Origin of the sequence: Enterobacter chuandaensis, from assembly GCF_039718975.1 — a bacterium.
In the GTDB taxonomy this organism is placed as follows: Bacteria; Pseudomonadota; Gammaproteobacteria; order Enterobacterales; family Enterobacteriaceae; genus Enterobacter; species Enterobacter chuandaensis.
This window is the reverse complement of record NZ_CP097173.1, coordinates 1,773,836-1,788,996: the sequence shown is the minus strand read 5'-3', so window position 1 is coordinate 1,788,996 and position 15,161 is coordinate 1,773,836. Positions and strand designations below refer to the sequence as shown.

General features: G+C 60.4%; 15 protein-coding genes. 11 read left to right on the top strand and 4 right to left on the bottom strand.

Annotation, left to right across the window (positions count from 1 at the left end):
• Positions 1–68: 68 nt before the first annotated feature.
• Positions 69–1,577, bottom strand: coding sequence for a sodium/proline symporter PutP (gene putP, locus MX657_RS08560; protein WP_218728867.1), 1,509 nt, complete (start codon positions 1,575–1,577; stop codon positions 69–71).
• A 422-nt stretch (positions 1,578–1,999) separates the two neighbouring features.
• On the opposite strand from putP, the gene putA reads away from it, so the two are divergent.
• Both putA and MX657_RS08550 read left to right on the top strand, forming a co-directional pair.
• Complete coding sequence (putA, locus tag MX657_RS08555; protein WP_346808093.1) at positions 2,000–5,962, top strand: trifunctional transcriptional regulator/proline dehydrogenase/L-glutamate gamma-semialdehyde dehydrogenase; 3,963 nt, start codon at positions 2,000–2,002, stop codon at positions 5,960–5,962.
• Between the two features lie 51 nt (positions 5,963–6,013).
• Entirely contained in the window at positions 6,014–6,409 is a 396-nt protein-coding gene (locus MX657_RS08550) for a lysozyme inhibitor LprI family protein (protein WP_346808091.1), read from the top strand.
• Here the strand turns inward: MX657_RS08550 and rutR are convergent.
• Positions 6,406–7,044: an HTH-type transcriptional regulator RutR gene (gene rutR / locus MX657_RS08545; RefSeq protein WP_346808089.1), complete on the bottom strand. Its 639-nt coding sequence runs from the start codon at positions 7,042–7,044 to the stop codon at positions 6,406–6,408. The two genes, MX657_RS08550 and rutR, sit on opposite strands and share 4 nt — an antisense overlap.
• A gap of 245 nt (positions 7,045–7,289) precedes the next feature.
• Here rutR and rutA point away from each other — a divergent pair, with 245 nt between their 5' ends.
• From rutA to rutG, 7 genes are read left to right on the top strand one after another with little or no spacing between them, the layout of a single operon-like run.
• Positions 7,290–8,381: a pyrimidine utilization protein A gene (rutA, locus tag MX657_RS08540; protein WP_041910549.1), complete on the top strand. Its 1,092-nt coding sequence runs from the start codon at positions 7,290–7,292 to the stop codon at positions 8,379–8,381.
• A complete protein-coding gene (gene rutB / locus MX657_RS08535) occupies positions 8,381–9,070 on the top strand; it encodes a pyrimidine utilization protein B (protein ID WP_119914881.1) in 690 nt (229 codons plus the stop codon). The genes rutA and rutB overlap by 1 nt, the downstream gene beginning before the upstream one ends.
• Positions 9,071–9,081: 11 nt before the next feature.
• Positions 9,082–9,468 (top strand): pyrimidine utilization protein C, encoded by a 387-nt coding sequence (gene rutC / locus MX657_RS08530; RefSeq protein WP_008499822.1) that lies wholly within the window; start codon positions 9,082–9,084, stop codon positions 9,466–9,468.
• A 7-nt stretch (positions 9,469–9,475) separates the two neighbouring features.
• Positions 9,476–10,276, top strand: coding sequence for a pyrimidine utilization protein D (rutD, locus tag MX657_RS08525; protein WP_265194120.1), 801 nt, complete (start codon positions 9,476–9,478; stop codon positions 10,274–10,276).
• A 9-nt stretch (positions 10,277–10,285) separates the two neighbouring features.
• Complete coding sequence (locus tag MX657_RS08520; protein WP_346808085.1) at positions 10,286–10,876, top strand: malonic semialdehyde reductase; 591 nt, start codon at positions 10,286–10,288, stop codon at positions 10,874–10,876.
• 9 nt (positions 10,877–10,885) lie between these two features.
• Entirely contained in the window at positions 10,886–11,380 is a 495-nt protein-coding gene (gene rutF, locus MX657_RS08515) for an NADH-dependent FMN reductase RutF (RefSeq protein WP_119914884.1), read from the top strand.
• Between the two features lie 21 nt (positions 11,381–11,401).
• On the top strand, positions 11,402–12,724 hold the full coding sequence (rutG, locus tag MX657_RS08510; protein WP_346808083.1) for a pyrimidine utilization transport protein G: 1,323 nt from the start codon (positions 11,402–11,404) through the stop codon (positions 12,722–12,724).
• Here rutG and MX657_RS08505 read toward each other — a convergent pair.
• Both MX657_RS08505 and MX657_RS08500 read right to left on the bottom strand, forming a co-directional pair.
• The gene (locus MX657_RS08505; RefSeq protein ID WP_119914886.1) at positions 12,712–13,635 is read right to left on the bottom strand and encodes a DMT family transporter; all 924 of its coding nucleotides are present in this window, start codon (positions 13,633–13,635) and stop codon (positions 12,712–12,714) included. The genes rutG and MX657_RS08505 overlap by 13 nt on opposite strands.
• A 116-nt stretch (positions 13,636–13,751) precedes the next feature.
• A complete protein-coding gene (locus MX657_RS08500; protein ID WP_001273664.1) occupies positions 13,752–13,922 on the bottom strand; it encodes a general stress protein in 171 nt (56 codons plus the stop codon).
• A gap of 390 nt (positions 13,923–14,312) precedes the next feature.
• Between MX657_RS08500 and wrbA the strand changes: the two genes are divergently transcribed.
• Together wrbA and MX657_RS08490 are read left to right on the top strand one after the other, a co-directional pair.
• Entirely contained in the window at positions 14,313–14,909 is a 597-nt protein-coding gene (gene wrbA / locus MX657_RS08495; RefSeq protein ID WP_006809323.1) for an NAD(P)H:quinone oxidoreductase, read from the top strand.
• A gap of 20 nt (positions 14,910–14,929) precedes the next feature.
• The gene (locus tag MX657_RS08490) at positions 14,930–15,157 is read left to right on the top strand and encodes a YccJ family protein (protein ID WP_014883300.1); all 228 of its coding nucleotides are present in this window, start codon (positions 14,930–14,932) and stop codon (positions 15,155–15,157) included.
• Positions 15,158–15,161: the final 4 nt, after the last annotated feature.

Sequence of the window (15,161 nt, the reverse complement as noted above, 5' to 3'; positions counted from 1 at the left end):
CTCGAACTGGTGAACGGTCTGTCCCCTCTCCCCTTTGGGGAGAGGGTTAGGGTGAGGGGGGGATATTTTTATTCTGCCTGAAGCTTAGTCGGCGGCGCAGTGTGGTAATGCGCATCCGCTTCCGCAAAGCGCTTCTGCATAGAGGCAGACGGGGCTTTACCCAGCAGGCTGAACACCACAATGCCGATGCTGCCGAAGATGAAGCCCGGAATGATTTCGTACAGGCCCAGCCACGCGAACTGTTTCCAGACGATGACGGTCACCGCACCGATAATCATCCCCGCCAGCGCGCCGTTACGGGTCATGCGTGACCACATGACGGAGAACAGCACCACCGGACCAAACGCAGCACCGAAGCCCGCCCACGCGTAGCTCACAAGCCCCAGCACGCGGTTTTCCGGGTTGGCCGCCAGCGCAATAGCCACCAGCGCCACCACCAGCACCATAAAGCGCCCTACCCACACCAGCTCTTTCTGGCTCGCGCCCTTACGCAGGAACGCTTTGTAGAGGTCTTCGGTGATCGCACTGGAGCACACCAGCAGCTGGCAGCTCAGGGTGGACATCACCGCCGCCAGGATCGCGGAGAGCAGGATACCGGCAATCCACGGGTTAAACAGGATCTGCGCCAGCTCGATGAACACGCGCTCGGCGTTCTGGTTCACCGCGCCCGCCTGCGCCGGGTTGTTGTTGAAGTAGGCGATACCGAAGAAGCCGACCGCACACGCGCCCGCCAGACACAGAATCATCCACGTCATGCTGATGCGACGGGCATGAACGATGGTGTGGTGAGAGTCCGCCGCCATAAAGCGCGCCAGAATGTGCGGCTGACCGAAGTAGCCCAGGCCCCAGCCCATCAGGGAGACGATGGCCACGAAGTTCAGCCCTTTCAGCATATCGACGTTTTCAATGCTCTTCTGCTTAATCACTTCCAGCGATTCGCCAAAGCCGCCGACGGTGAAAATCACAATCACCGGGGTCAGGATCAGGGCAAAGATCATCAGGCTCGCCTGCACGGTGTCGGTCCAGCTTACCGCCAGGAACCCGCCCACGAAGGTATAGAGGATGGTCGCCGCCGCACCGGCCCACAGGGCGGTTTCGTAGCTCATGCCGAAGGTGCTTTCGAACAGGCGCGCACCGGCCACGATGCCGGAGGCACAGTAGATGGTGAAGAACAGCAGGATCACCACCGCGGAGATAATACGCAGAATGCGGCTGTTATCTTCAAAGCGTCCGGTGAAGTAGTCCGGCAGCGTCAGGGCATTGTTGTTGGCTTCGGTGTGCACGCGCAGACGGCCTGCCACCAGCTTCCAGTTGATCCACGCGCCCACGGTCAGGCCGATGGCGATCCAGCTTTCGGAAATACCGGAGATGAAAATCGCGCCCGGCAGCCCCATCAGCAGCCAGCCGCTCATGTCGGATGCGCCCGCAGAGAGCGCGGTGACCATCGGGCCTAAACTGCGGCCGCCCAGAATGTAGTCGTCAAAGTTCTTTGTCGAACGCCATGCCAAAAACCCTATCAGGATCATGCCAAAAATATAAACGAGAAATGTCACCAGCATCGGTGTGCTAATAGCCATTCAAATTCTCCAAAATGTCGAGCGACAGCCGTCCGGGCTGCCTTGTTATGTCATCACCGGAACGTAGTGATGTGTGTATGTGTTTCTGTTGGGCGCGCTATCCTGCCGTATACGCATCCCACTGACAAACGATTTAACACTGCATTTACATGAATTTCATCCCTGGTTTTATACGTCTTTCCTATAGGTTGCACTCGCTCACATTTATACGGGTTGCACCTTTGAAAAGTGTTAAGTACCGCATAAAACCAGGGTTCGCATGCAGAAGCCAGCGCTTTTTTCCAGCTAACCATTCGTTAACAATCCATTCATTTTCCAGCTTGCAAACCAGGTCACATTTAACACGGTTGCACAAAGTTGCAACATGGTGGATATTTCACGCTATCAACAGAACGCTATTACAGAACAACAGGAGTTTTGGCATGGGGATGACCACCATGGGGGTGAAGCTGGATGACGCAACCCGCGAACGGATTAAGACCGCAGCAACCCGCATTGACCGCACACCGCACTGGCTAATCAAGCAGGCCATTTTTAACTATCTGGAAAGGCTGGAGAGCGAAGACGGCCTGCCGGAGCTGCCTGCCCTGCTGGCGGGTGCAGCGAACGAAAGCGAAGACGCCGCGACGGCGGTGGAAGAGAACCACCAGCCGTTCCTCGAATTTGCCGAGCAGATCCTGCCGCAGTCCGTCAGCCGCGCCGCCATTACCGGGGCTTACCGCCGCGCCGAAACCGACGCCGTGCCGATGCTGCTGGAGCAGGCCCGCCTGCCGGAAGCCATTGCCGCCCAGGCGCACAGCCTGGCGTATCAGTTAGCCGACAAGCTGCGCAACCAGAAAACCGCCACCGGCCGCGCCGGGATGGTGCAGGGCCTGCTGCAGGAGTTCTCCCTCTCCTCACAGGAAGGCGTGGCGCTGATGTGCCTGGCGGAAGCGCTGCTGCGTATTCCGGATAAAGCCACCCGCGACGCGCTGATCCGCGACAAGATCAGCAACGGCAACTGGCACTCCCACATTGGCCGCAGCCCGTCGCTGTTCGTCAACGCCGCCACCTGGGGCCTGTTGTTTACCGGCAAGCTGGTCTCCACCCATAACGAAGCCAACCTGTCACGCTCCCTGAACCGCATCATCGGCAAGAGCGGCGAGCCGCTGATCCGCAAGGGCGTGGACATGGCGATGCGCCTGATGGGCGAGCAGTTCGTTACCGGGGAGACCATTGCCGAAGCGCTGGCGAACGCCCGCAAGCTGGAAGATAAAGGTTTCCGCTACTCGTACGACATGCTGGGCGAAGCGGCGCTGACCGCCGCCGACGCGCAGGCCTATATGGTCTCTTACCAGCAGGCGATCCACGCCATTGGTAAAGCCTCCAACGGTCGCGGTATTTATGAAGGCCCGGGCATCTCTATTAAGCTTTCCGCCCTGCACCCGCGCTACAGCCGCGCGCAGTACGACCGCGTAATGGAAGAGCTTTATCCGCGCCTGAAGTCCCTGACCCTGCTGGCGCGCCAGTACGACATCGGCATTAACATCGACGCCGAAGAGGCCGACCGTCTGGAGATCTCCCTCGACCTGCTGGAAAAACTGTGCTTCGAGCCGGAGCTGGCAGGCTGGAACGGCATTGGCTTCGTTATCCAGGCCTACCAGAAACGCTGTCCGTTCGTCATTGACTACCTGATCGACCTGGCAAGCCGCAGCCGCCGTCGCCTGATGATCCGCCTGGTGAAGGGTGCCTACTGGGACAGCGAAATCAAACGCGCCCAGATGGAAGGGCTGGAAGGCTATCCGGTCTATACCCGCAAGGTCTATACCGACGTCTCTTACCTCGCCTGCGCGAAAAAGCTGCTCGGCGTGCCGAACCTGATCTATCCTCAGTTCGCGACCCACAACGCACATACCCTGGCGGCGATTTACAGCCTGGCGGGTCAGAACTACTATCCGGGCCAGTATGAATTCCAGTGCCTGCACGGCATGGGTGAACCGCTGTACGAGCAGGTAACCGGTAAAGTGGCGGACGGCAAGCTGAACCGCCCTTGCCGCATCTATGCCCCGGTGGGAACCCACGAAACCCTGCTGGCGTACCTGGTGCGTCGTCTGCTGGAAAACGGCGCGAATACCTCCTTTGTTAACCGCATCGCCGATACCACCCTGCCGCTGGACGAACTGGTGGCCGACCCGGTGCAGGCCGTAGAGAAGATGGCGGCGCTGGAAGGCCAGATTGGCCTGCCGCATCCGAAGATTGCCCTGCCGCGCGAACTGTATGGCGAAGGCCGCGTCAATTCAGCCGGTCTGGATCTGGCCAACGAACACCGTCTGGCGTCCCTCTCCTCTGCCCTGCTCAACAGCGCATTGCAGAAGTGGCAGGCCAAACCGATTCTGGAGCAGGCCGTCGAGGACGGCGACATGCAGCCGGTGATCAACCCTGCAGAGCCGAAGGATATCGTTGGCTACGTGCGTGAAGCCACCGAAGCGGAAGTGGACCAGGCGCTGGAGAGTGCGGTGAACAACGCGCCAATCTGGTTCGCCACCCCGCCGCAGGAGCGTGCCGCGATTCTGGAACGCGCGGCGGTACTGATGGAAGATCAGATGCAGTCGCTCATCGGCATTCTGGTGCGCGAAGCGGGTAAAACCTTCAGCAACGCCATCGCCGAAGTGCGCGAGGCCGTCGACTTCCTGCACTACTACGCCGGTCAGGTACGCGATGATTTCGATAACGAAACCCACCGTCCGCTGGGTCCGGTCGTGTGTATCAGCCCGTGGAACTTCCCGCTGGCGATCTTCACCGGCCAGATAGCCGCCGCGCTTGCCGCAGGCAACAGCGTGCTGGCAAAACCGGCAGAGCAGACCCCGCTGATTGCCGCCCAGGGCATCAACATTCTTCTGGAGGCAGGCGTGCCGGCGGGCGTGGTCCAGCTGCTGCCGGGCCGCGGTGAAACCGTCGGCGCCAAACTGACCTCCGATAATCGCGTGCGCGGCGTGATGTTTACCGGTTCGACCGAAGTAGCCTCCCTGCTGCAGCGCAACATTGCTACCCGTCTGGATGCGCAGGGCCGTCCTACCCCGCTCATCGCCGAAACCGGCGGCATGAACGCCATGATCGTTGACTCCTCCGCACTCACCGAGCAGGTGGTGGTCGACGTGCTGGCCTCCGCCTTCGACAGCGCCGGTCAGCGCTGCTCCGCCCTGCGCGTGCTGTGCCTGCAGGACGACGTGGCAGACCACACGCTGAAGATGCTGCGCGGTGCGATGGCCGAATGCCGCATGGGCAACCCGGGCCGTCTCACCACCGACATCGGGCCGGTGATCGACGCGGAAGCCAAAGCCAACATTGAAAACCACATTCAGACCATGCGCGCCAAAGGCCGTCCGGTATTCCAGGCGGTGCGCGAGAACAGCGAAGATGCCCGCGAGTGGCAGACCGGCACCTTCGTGCCGCCTACGCTGATTGAGCTGGCAAGCTTTGACGAGCTGAAAAAAGAGGTCTTCGGTCCGGTACTGCACGTGGTGCGCTACAACCGTAACAACCTGAACGAGCTTATCGATCAGATCAACGCCTCCGGCTACGGCCTGACGCTCGGCGTGCATACCCGTATCGACGAGACCATTGCGCAGGTCACCGGCACGGCCAAAGTCGGCAACCTGTACGTCAACCGCAACATGGTTGGCGCGGTCGTGGGCGTGCAGCCGTTCGGCGGTGAAGGTCTCTCCGGCACCGGCCCGAAAGCGGGCGGCCCGCTCTACCTGTACCGCCTGCTGGCGAACCGTCCGGAAAACGCGCTGGGCGTAACGCTGGCGCGCCAGGACGCACACTATCCGGTGGATACGCAGGTGAAAACCGTGCTGACCCAGCCGCTGGAGGCGCTGATCGCCTGGGCGGAAAAACGTCCTGAGCTGCGTGCGGTTGCCCGGCAGTACGGCGAACTGGCGCAGGCTGGCACCCAGCGTCTGCTGCCGGGGCCAACCGGCGAGCGCAACACCTGGACGCTGATGCCGCGCGAGCGCGTGCTGTGCGTGGCGGATAACGAGCAGGACGCGCTGGTGCAACTGGCCGCGGCGATGGCAACCGGTTGTGAAGTGCTGTGGCCGGAAGATGCGCTGCATCGCGACCTCGCCAAACAGCTGCCGAAAGCAGTCTCGGCCCGCATTCGCTTTGCGAAGGCCGATGCCCTGTTGACCCAGCCGTTTGACGCGGTGATTTACCACGGTGATTCCGACCAGTTGCGCGAACTGTGCGAGCAGGTCGCGGCCCGCAGCGGCGCGATTGTTTCGGTGCAGGGCTTTGCGCGCGGGGAAACCAACCTGCTGCTGGAGCGTCTGTACGTGGAGCGCTCGCTCAGCGTCAACACCGCGGCGGCGGGCGGTAACGCCAGCCTGATGACAATAGGCTAACGCTGTGCTAATAAGGCTCCGGAGACGGAGCCTTATTTTATTGAGGAGTATATGAAACGATATCTTATCGCCGGTGCGGCACTGCTGCTCAGCGCCAGCGCGCTGGCCGACGAGTACGACAAAGCGACCACCCAGACAGAACTCAGTGCCTGTGCGGCAGAGCAGTACCAGGCTGCGGATAAAAAGCTCAACCAGACGTACCAGGCCGCCATCAAACGCGCGGCAGCCCCTCAGCGCGACCTGCTGAAAAAGGCGCAGCAGGCGTGGATCGCCCTGCGTGACGCAGACTGTAAATTGATGGGTTCAGGAACCGAAGGTGGCACTATTCAGCCGATGATTATCAACCAGTGCCTGACGGAGAAAACAGCGGAGCGCGAAGCCTTTCTGGCCTCGTTGATGCAGTGTGAAGAGGGCAATTTAAGCTGCCCTTTCCAACCGGCTGATTAGCGCACACGGATCCCTTCGATAATCATCCGCTGCACGTTATCCAGCGTACTCTGGAAAAACGCCTCGTCCTGGAGCGTTTTACCGGTCACCGCCTCGACCTGGGCCGCGAAGTCAGCGTAGTGCTGGGTTGAGGCCCAAATCATGAAGATCAGATGATGCGGATCGACGGGCGCCAGTTTTCCGCTGGCGACCCATCCGGCAATAATGGCCGATTTATCGTCCACCAGCTGCTTTAAATCGCCGGTCAGCTCCGCCTGCAACAGCGGCGCGCCCTGCAACATCTCCAGGCAGAACAGCCTTGATGCCTGCGGGTAATCACGCGATACCTCCAGCTTCAGGCGTATGTACTCCTCGATCGCCACCAGCGGGGCCAGCTCTTCGCGAAACGCCTTAAGCGGCGCCAGCCAGATATCGAGAATCTGCTGCATCACCGCCACGTACAGCGCCTCTTTCGAGGGGTAGTAATAGAGAAGATTGGTTTTAGACACGCCAGACTGCTCCGCCACCTGCTCCAGGCGCGTGCCGTGAATGCCAAACTGTGAAAAGGTCTCCAGCGCCGCGCTGAGGATCGCCTGTTTCTTAGCGCTCACCGCCTGCGAACGTTTACCTGGTGTTTTCACTGCGCCTTGTGCCATTCCCGCTCTCCTTATTCTGCGTTGCCCTCAGCATAGCAAAACCCCCGTCTCGCCACGACATTCTGCACTCCCATCGCGCATGAGTGCCTGTTTTCTGTGCAATGTTTTTGACCATTTAGTCCACTTTTAGCGGCATCAACTCCCCAACTTCTGATTAACACATTAATAACACAGCCATTTTCAAAACTGGCACTGCCTTTGCAAAACCACCGTTACACCTGCGACGTAATGAAGAGAGGTTCGTGATGAAAATTGGCGTATTTGTACCCATCGGCAACAACGGCTGGCTTATCTCGACCACTGCACCGCAATACATGCCGACCTTTGAGCTGAATAAAGCCATCGTGCAGAAGGCGGAGCACTACCATTTCGACTTTGCGCTTTCGATGATCAAGCTGCGCGGCTTCGGCGGCAAAACTGAATTCTGGGACCACAACCTGGAGTCCTTCACCCTGATGGCCGGGCTGGCCGCGGTCACCTCGCGGATCCAAATCTACGCCACCGCGGCCACCCTCACCCTGCCGCCCGCGATCGTGGCGCGCATGGCCTCGACCATCGACTCCATCTCCGGCGGCCGCTTTGGCGTTAACCTGGTCACCGGCTGGCAAAAGCCGGAGTACGAGCAGATGGGGCTCTGGCCGGGCGACGATTATTTCTCGCGGCGCTACGACTACCTGACCGAATACGTGCAGGTGCTGCGCGACCTGTGGGGCACCGGAAAAAGCGATTTCAAGGGTGACTTCTTCACCATGAACGACTGCCGCGTCAGCCCGCAGCCGTCGGTGCCGATGAAGGTGATTTGCGCCGGGCAGAGCGACGCGGGGATGGAATTTTCCGCCAAATACGCCGACTTCAACTTCTGCTTCGGCAAAGGCGTTAACACCCCTGCCGCCTTCGCCCCGACCGCCGCGCGAATGAAAGAGGCCGCCGACAAGACCGGGCGCGACGTGGGCTCCTACGTGCTGTTCATGGTCATTGCCGATGAAACCGACGACGCCGCGCGCGCCAAATGGGAGCGGTATAAGGACGGCGCTGACGACGAAGCCCTGAGCTGGCTGACCGAGCAGAGCCAGAAGGACACCCGTTCCGGCGCGGACACCAACGTGCGCCAGATGGCCGACCCGACCTCCGCCGTCAATATCAACATGGGCACGCTGGTTGGCTCGTATGCCAGCGTCGCCAGAATGCTCGACGAAGTGGCGGCCGTACCCGGCGCGGAGGGCGTCCTGCTGACCTTCGATGATTTCCTCACTGGCGTGGAGACCTTCGGCGAACGCATTCAGCCGCTGATGCAGTGCCGCGCCCATATCCCTGCCGTCACGAAGGAGGTGGCGTAATGACGACCTTAAACGCTCGCCCGGAAGCCATCACCTTTGCGCCGCAGCAGAGCGCGCTGATCGTGGTGGACATGCAAAACGCCTACGCCAGCAAGGGCGGCTATCTGGATCTGGCGGGGTTCGACGTCTCCGCCACCCAGCCCGTGATCGCGAACATTAAAACCGCCGTCGCCGCCGCGCGCGCGGCGGGCATGCTCATCATCTGGTTCCAGAACGGCTGGGATGACCAGTACGTTGAGGCCGGCGGCCCCGGCTCGCCCAACTTCCACAAGTCCAACGCCCTGAAAACCATGCGCAAAAACCCAGACCTGCAGGGCAAGCTGCTGGCCAAAGGCGGCTGGGACTATCAGCTGGTGGACGAGCTGGTACCGCAGGCGGGCGATATCGTCCTGCCGAAACCGCGCTACAGCGGCTTTTTCAACACCCCGCTCGACAGCCTGCTGCGCAGCCGGGGCATTCGCCATCTGGTCTTCACCGGTATCGCCACCAACGTCTGCGTGGAGTCGACCCTGCGCGACGGCTTTTTCCTTGAGTATTTCGGCGTGGTGCTGGAGGACGCGACCCATCAGGCCGGGCCGGAGTTCGCCCAGAAAGCCGCCCTGTTCAATATCGAAACCTTTTTTGGCTGGGTCAGTAACGTTGCCGATTTCTGCGACGCCCTGACCCCGCCGCTCGCCCGTATCGCCTGAGGAGACGCCTGATGCCGAAATCCGTGATTATTCCGCCGGGCACCAGCACACCCATTGCCCCGTTTGTTCCCGGCACCCTCGCCGACGGCGTGGTGTATGTCTCCGGCACGCTGCCGTTTGATAAAGACAACAACGTGGTGTTTATCAACGACCCAAAGGCGCAAACCCGCCACGTGCTGGAAACGATCAAAACCGTGATCGAAACGGCGGGTGGCACCATGGAGGACGTGACCTTCAACAGCATCTTTATCACCGACTGGAAAAACTACGCCGCGATTAACGAAATCTACGCCGAGTTCTTCCCCGGCGATAAACCGGCGCGGTTCTGCATTCAGTGCGGGCTGGTAAAACCGGACGCGCTGGTTGAGATCGCCACCGTTGCGCACATCGCGAAGTGAGGCAGCCATGAAACTTTCCGTCTCGCCGCCCCCGTTCGAGGGCGCGCCCGTGGTGGTGCTGATTGCCGGACTCGGGGGCAGCGGCAGCTACTGGCTGCCCCAGCAGGCCGCGCTTGAACCGGAATATCAGGTGGTGTGCTATGACCAGCGGGGAACGGGCAATAACCCTGACACCCTGCCAGAAGGGTACAGCCTTGCGCAGATGGCGGACGAGCTGGCCCAGGCGCTGGCTGACGCAGGCATTGCGCGCTACAGCGTCGTCGGGCACGCGCTGGGGGCGCTGGTCGGCCTGCAGCTGGCGCTCGACAGGCCCGATTCACTCACCGCGCTGGTGTGCGTCAACGGCTGGCTGACCCTCAATGCCCACACCCGCCGCTGTTTTGACGTTCGCGAGCGGCTGCTGCATTCCGGCGGCGCGCAGGCGTGGGTCGAGGCGCAGCCGCTGTTTCTCTACCCGGCAGACTGGATGGCCGCCCGCGCGCCGCGTCTGGAGGCCGAAGAAGCGCTGGCGCTGGCCCATTTCCAGGGCAAAAGCAACCTGCTGCGCAGGCTCAGCGCCCTGAAAAAAGCCGACTTCTGCCGCCATGCCGCACGTATTCGCTGCCCGGTTCACATTATCTGTTCCGCCGACGACATGCTGGTGCCGTCCGTCTGTTCCGCTGAACTGCACACCGCCCTCCCGCACGCCCACAAAACGGTCATGCGCCAGGGCGGGCATGCCTGCAACGTCACCGAGCCGGACACCTTTAACACCCTGCTGCTGAACGGGCTTGCCAGCCTGCTGCACAGCCATGAACACGCTTTATAAGGAGCTTTAATGAGCGAAGCCATTACCCCCGCCGCGCTGGAAACGCTGTTCACCGGCGCCCGCACCCACAACGGCTGGCAGGATCTGCCGGTCAGCGACGAGACGCTACGCGAGATTTATGACCTGATGAAATGGGGGCCAACGTCCGCCAACTGCTCCCCGGCGCGGATTGTGTTTGTGCGAAGCGCAGAGGGAAAAGAGAAGCTGCGCCCGGCGCTCTCCAGCGGCAACCTCGAGAAAACGCTCACCGCCCCGGTTACGGCCATCGTGGCCTGGGACGGGGAATTCTTCGAGCGCCTGCCCGAGCTGTTCCCGCACGGCGATGCAAAGAGCTGGTTTACCACCAGCCCCGCGCATGCGGAAGAGACCGCCTTTCGCAACAGCGCAATGCAGGCCGCGTACCTGATTTTCGCCTGTCGCGCGCTCGGGCTGGATACCGGCCCGATGTCGGGCTTCGACCGCCAAAAGGTCGACGAGGCCTTTTTCACCGGCACCACGCTTAAAAGCAATCTGCTGATCAACATTGGCTACGGCGATACCCGCAAACTTTACGGGCGCCTGCCGCGTCTGGACTTCGACGATGCCTGCGGGCTGGCGTAAGGAGCGATTATGACGACACCGGATAAACAAACCTTTCGCGACGCCATGGCATGCGTTGGCGCGGCGGTCAACATCATCACCACCGACGGCCCGGCGGGGATGGCGGGCTTTACCGCCAGCGCGGTATGCAGCGTCACGGATTCCCCTCCCACCCTGCTGGTGTGCCTGAACCGCGGCGCGTCGGTCTGGCCCACGTTCAGCGAAAACCGCACCCTGTGCGTGAATACCCTGAGCGCCGGACAGGAGCCTTTATCCAATCTGTTTGGCGGCAAAACGCCGATGGACGAGCGCTTTGCCGCCGCCCGCTGGCAGACGGGCGACACGGGCTGCCCGCGTCTGGAGGATGCGCTGGCCTCGTTTGACTGCCGCATCAGCCAGGTGGTGAGCGTCGGTACCCACGACATTCTGTTTTGCGACATCGTTTCCATTATTCGCCACCCCGAGCCGCAAGGTCTGGTGTGGTTTGACCGCGGCTACCACGCGCTTATGCGACCCGCCTGCTAAGGCGCTTTAAGGAGACAGACCATGTTCGGATTTCCCCACTGGCAGTTGAAATCGACCTCCACAGAAGCAGGCGTGGTCGCGCCGGATGAACGCCTCCCGCTCGGGCAGACGATGGTGATGGGCGTCCAGCATGCGGTCGCCATGTTCGGCGCGACGGTGCTGATGCCGATGCTGATGGGGCTCGATCCCAACCTGTCTATTCTGATGTCGGGTATCGGCACCCTGCTGTTCTTTTTCGTCACCGGCGGGCGCGTGCCCAGCTATCTCGGATCCAGCGCTGCCTTTGTGGGCGTCGTTATCGCTACCACCGGGTTTAACGGCCAGGGGATCAACCCCAACCTGAGCGTGGCCCTCGGTGGCATCATCGCCTGTGGGCTGGTCTATACCCTGATTGGCCTGGTGGTAATGAAGATCGGCACGCGCTGGATCGAACGGATGATGCCTCCCGTCGTCACCGGCGCGGTGGTGATGGCGATCGGCCTTAACCTCGCGCCGATTGCAGTAAAAAGCGTCTCCGCTTCGCCGTTTGAAAGCTGGATGGCGGTGATCACCGTGCTGTGCATCGGCCTGGTGGCGGTGTTCACGCGGGGCATGATCCAGCGGCTGCTGATTCTGGTCGGGCTGATTGTCGCCTGCCTGATCTACGCCCTGCTGGCGAACGTGTTCGGCATGGGCAAGCCGGTCGATTTTACCCTGCTGCATCAGGCCGCCTGGTTCGGTCTGCCGCAGGTGACCTCGCCCACCTTTAATACCCAGGCGATGATGCTTATCGCGCCTGTCGCAGTGATCCTGGTGGCAGAGAACTTAGGGCACCTGAAGGCCGTGGCGGGAATGACCGGACGCAGCATGGATCCGTATATGGGCCGCGCGTTCGTCGGCGACGGTCTGGCGACCATGCTCTCCGGTTCCGTGGGCGGCAGCGGCGTGACCACCTACGCGGAAAACATCGGCGTGATGGCGGTGACTAAAGTTTACTCCACGCTGGTTTTCGTGGCGGCGGCGGTAATGGCGATGCTGCTTGGTTTCTCACCGAAGTTCGGCGCGCTGATCCACACCATTCCGTCACCGGTCATCGGCGGGGCATCGATTGTGGTGTTCGGGCTGATCGCCGTGGCCGGAGCGCACATCTGGGTGCAGCACCGGGTCGATCTCAGCCAGAACGGCAACCTGATCATGGTGGCCGTCACGCTGGTGCTGGGCGCGGGCGATTTTGCCCTGACGCTGGGCGGGTTTACGATTGGCGGGATTGGTACGGCGACCTTCGGCGCGATCGTGCTTAACGCCCTGCTGAGCCGCCGGATGGCCGCCGCGCCGCAGGGCGCCGTCGTGCATCAGGATTCGTGATTTAACGTCGCGCTGTCATTTTCTGGCAGCGCGTTTTTCTTCCGCTTGAGCTTTAACTCGCTCACCAGCACGCCGACGACAATAAACGCCGCGCCAGCCAGCGCCAGCAGCGGCAAACGCTCGCCAGCGAGTCGTCCGAAAATACCCGCCCACACCGGTTCGCCGGTATAAATCACCGTCGCGCGCGTTGGCGATACGCTGCGCTGCGCCCAGTTCATGGTCACCTGAATAATGGCGCTGAAGATCCCCAGCCCCAGCGCGACCACCACCAGCCCCGTGGACATCGGCGGCACGGACTCGCCTGCCGGAACCATCGTCGCAAACGCCACCAGCGACGCGGTGGCGAGCTGCACCACCGTCACGCGCTTAACGTCCACGTTGCCCGCCCAGGCGCTGATCAGAATAATTTCCGCCGCAATAGCAATTGCCCCGACGAGGGTAATGATCTCCCCCGGCCCCAGCGCCAGCAGGTTGTTCTCCGGCCCGGCTAATAAAATCAGGCCGATAAACGCCAGCACGATGCCGACGCACGACATCAGGCCCGGAATTCTGCCGAGACAGAGCCACTGCAATAGCGGCACCAGCGGTACGTACATGGCGGTAATAAAGGCGGATTTACTGCTGGAGATGGTCTGCAATCCCCACGTCTGCAGGCTGTAGCCCATCGCTATCGCCACCCCAATCGCTACGCCCGCTTTAAGCTCTTTCAGCGTCAGACCCCGCAGCGTTTTAAGGGAGATCAGCCCAACGGCTATCGCCGCTGTCGCAAAGCGCAGGCCGACAAAAAAGAACGGATCGCTGAGGGACACCGCGTACTGGACGGCAAGAAAGGTCCCACCCCAGAACATGGTGATGAGAATCAGGATGGCTTCCTGCGGTTTTACGGAGAATTTAAAACGTGAAACAGACATGCGACACCAGCAAGTGAGAACAATTCTGTAGTGTGCGTTGCCTTTGGTTACAGTTCAATGTTGCAGAAATAAAAAAACCGCCGGGAAACCCGGCGGCAGGGAGTTAACCCGGCGTACTACTTGTTGCTGCCGTGGCTGTTTTTACCCCCTTTTTTACCAGCCTCTGATGCACGCTGAGGGTCATTTTTGAAGTTACCCCCGCTAGACTGGCCACCTTTACGACCTGCTTCTGATGCTCTTTCACGGTCTTCAGCGAAATTACCTGAACCACCACGATGGTTTGCCATCTCTAACCTCCAGAGTGTGAAACATTAGACATCATATTGCATTCAGTAAAAGAGGATTCTTTCACCGCGCGGCTAAAGGACAGGGCCTTTATCTGTGCCGCGTGAAACTAAGCTTAGTGGACTGAGGCTATCCGGCAAGCCGCAGGTAATATCCTGCAACATGATCTCAGCCTTTCGGGTGAGAAAACGCGACGGAAATCCATAAGCCTTTCTTATCATTTCAAAATTCGGCGTCCAGAAAGTTGTTTCATTTTGCTACAGCACCTTATTGTAACCATGTTGTTATAAATCAAAGAAATGCCGTTCATTTTTGCAGTCTGGCTGTGATGTCATATCTTTAAAAGAACGCAGCGATCCGCTGTCAGAAAAACCAACGAGGAGTGATGCAAAATGGCAAAAGTTCTGGTGCTCTATTATTCCATGTATGGACACATTGAAACCATGGCTCACGCGGTAGCAGAAGGCGCAAACAGAGTGGACGGCGTTGAGGTTGTGGTAAAACGCGTACCGGAAACCATGCAGGCGGAAGCGTTCGCCAAAGCCGGGGGGAAAACACAAAATGCCCCCGTTGCCACCCCGCAGGAGCTGGCGGATTATGATGCCATTATCTTCGGCACCCCGACCCGCTTCGGCAATATGTCGGGCCAGATGCGTACCTTCCTCGATCAAACCGGCGGGCTCTGGGCATCCGGGGCGCTCTACGGCAAACTCGCCAGCGTATTCAGCTCTACCGGCACCGGCGGCGGTCAGGAGCAGACGATCACCTCAACCTGGACTACCCTTGCTCATCATGGGATGGTGATTGTGCCGATTGGCTACGGCGCGCAGGAGCTGTTTGACGTTTCCCAGGTGCGCGGCGGTACGCCGTACGGCGCAACCACCATTGCCGGTGGAGACGGCTCACGTCAGCCAAGCAATGAAGAACTCTCTATCGCCCGCTATCAGGGTGAATACGTCGCGGGTCTCGCCAAAAAACTGAACGGCTAACACCCAACAGGAGGACAAGCATGCCAACTCAAGAATCCAAAGCTCACCGCGTGGGTGAATGGGCAAGTTTACGCAATACCTCTCCGGAGATTGCCGAAGCCATCTTTGAAGTCGCAAAGTACGATGAAAAGCTGGCCGAGCAGATTTGGGAAGAAGGTAGTGATGAGGTGCTGGTGCGCGCCTTCGAAAAAACGGACAAAGACTCGCTCTTCTGGGGCGAGCAAACCATCGAACGTAAAAACGTCTAAGCGT

Coding starts and splice junctions, on each gene's coding strand:
- rutD (WP_265194120.1), top strand. CDS start 9,476: ATGAAACTTTCCGTCTCGCCGCCCCCGTTCGAGGGCGCGCCCGTGGTG.
- MX657_RS08500 (WP_001273664.1), bottom strand. CDS start 13,922: ATGGCAAACCATCGTGGTGGTTCAGGTAATTTCGCTGAAGACCGTGAA.
- putP (WP_218728867.1), bottom strand. CDS start 1,577: ATGGCTATTAGCACACCGATGCTGGTGACATTTCTCGTTTATATTTTT.
- rutB (WP_119914881.1), top strand. CDS start 8,381: ATGACGACCTTAAACGCTCGCCCGGAAGCCATCACCTTTGCGCCGCAG.
- rutG (WP_346808083.1), top strand. CDS start 11,402: ATGTTCGGATTTCCCCACTGGCAGTTGAAATCGACCTCCACAGAAGCA.
- MX657_RS08490 (WP_014883300.1), top strand. CDS start 14,930: ATGCCAACTCAAGAATCCAAAGCTCACCGCGTGGGTGAATGGGCAAGT.
- putA (WP_346808093.1), top strand. CDS start 2,000: ATGGGGATGACCACCATGGGGGTGAAGCTGGATGACGCAACCCGCGAA.
- rutA (WP_041910549.1), top strand. CDS start 7,290: ATGAAAATTGGCGTATTTGTACCCATCGGCAACAACGGCTGGCTTATC.
- rutR (WP_346808089.1), bottom strand. CDS start 7,044: ATGGCACAAGGCGCAGTGAAAACACCAGGTAAACGTTCGCAGGCGGTG.
- MX657_RS08505 (WP_119914886.1), bottom strand. CDS start 13,635: ATGTCTGTTTCACGTTTTAAATTCTCCGTAAAACCGCAGGAAGCCATC.
- MX657_RS08520 (WP_346808085.1), top strand. CDS start 10,286: ATGAGCGAAGCCATTACCCCCGCCGCGCTGGAAACGCTGTTCACCGGC.
- wrbA (WP_006809323.1), top strand. CDS start 14,313: ATGGCAAAAGTTCTGGTGCTCTATTATTCCATGTATGGACACATTGAA.
- rutC (WP_008499822.1), top strand. CDS start 9,082: ATGCCGAAATCCGTGATTATTCCGCCGGGCACCAGCACACCCATTGCC.
- rutF (WP_119914884.1), top strand. CDS start 10,886: ATGACGACACCGGATAAACAAACCTTTCGCGACGCCATGGCATGCGTT.
- MX657_RS08550 (WP_346808091.1), top strand. CDS start 6,014: ATGAAACGATATCTTATCGCCGGTGCGGCACTGCTGCTCAGCGCCAGC.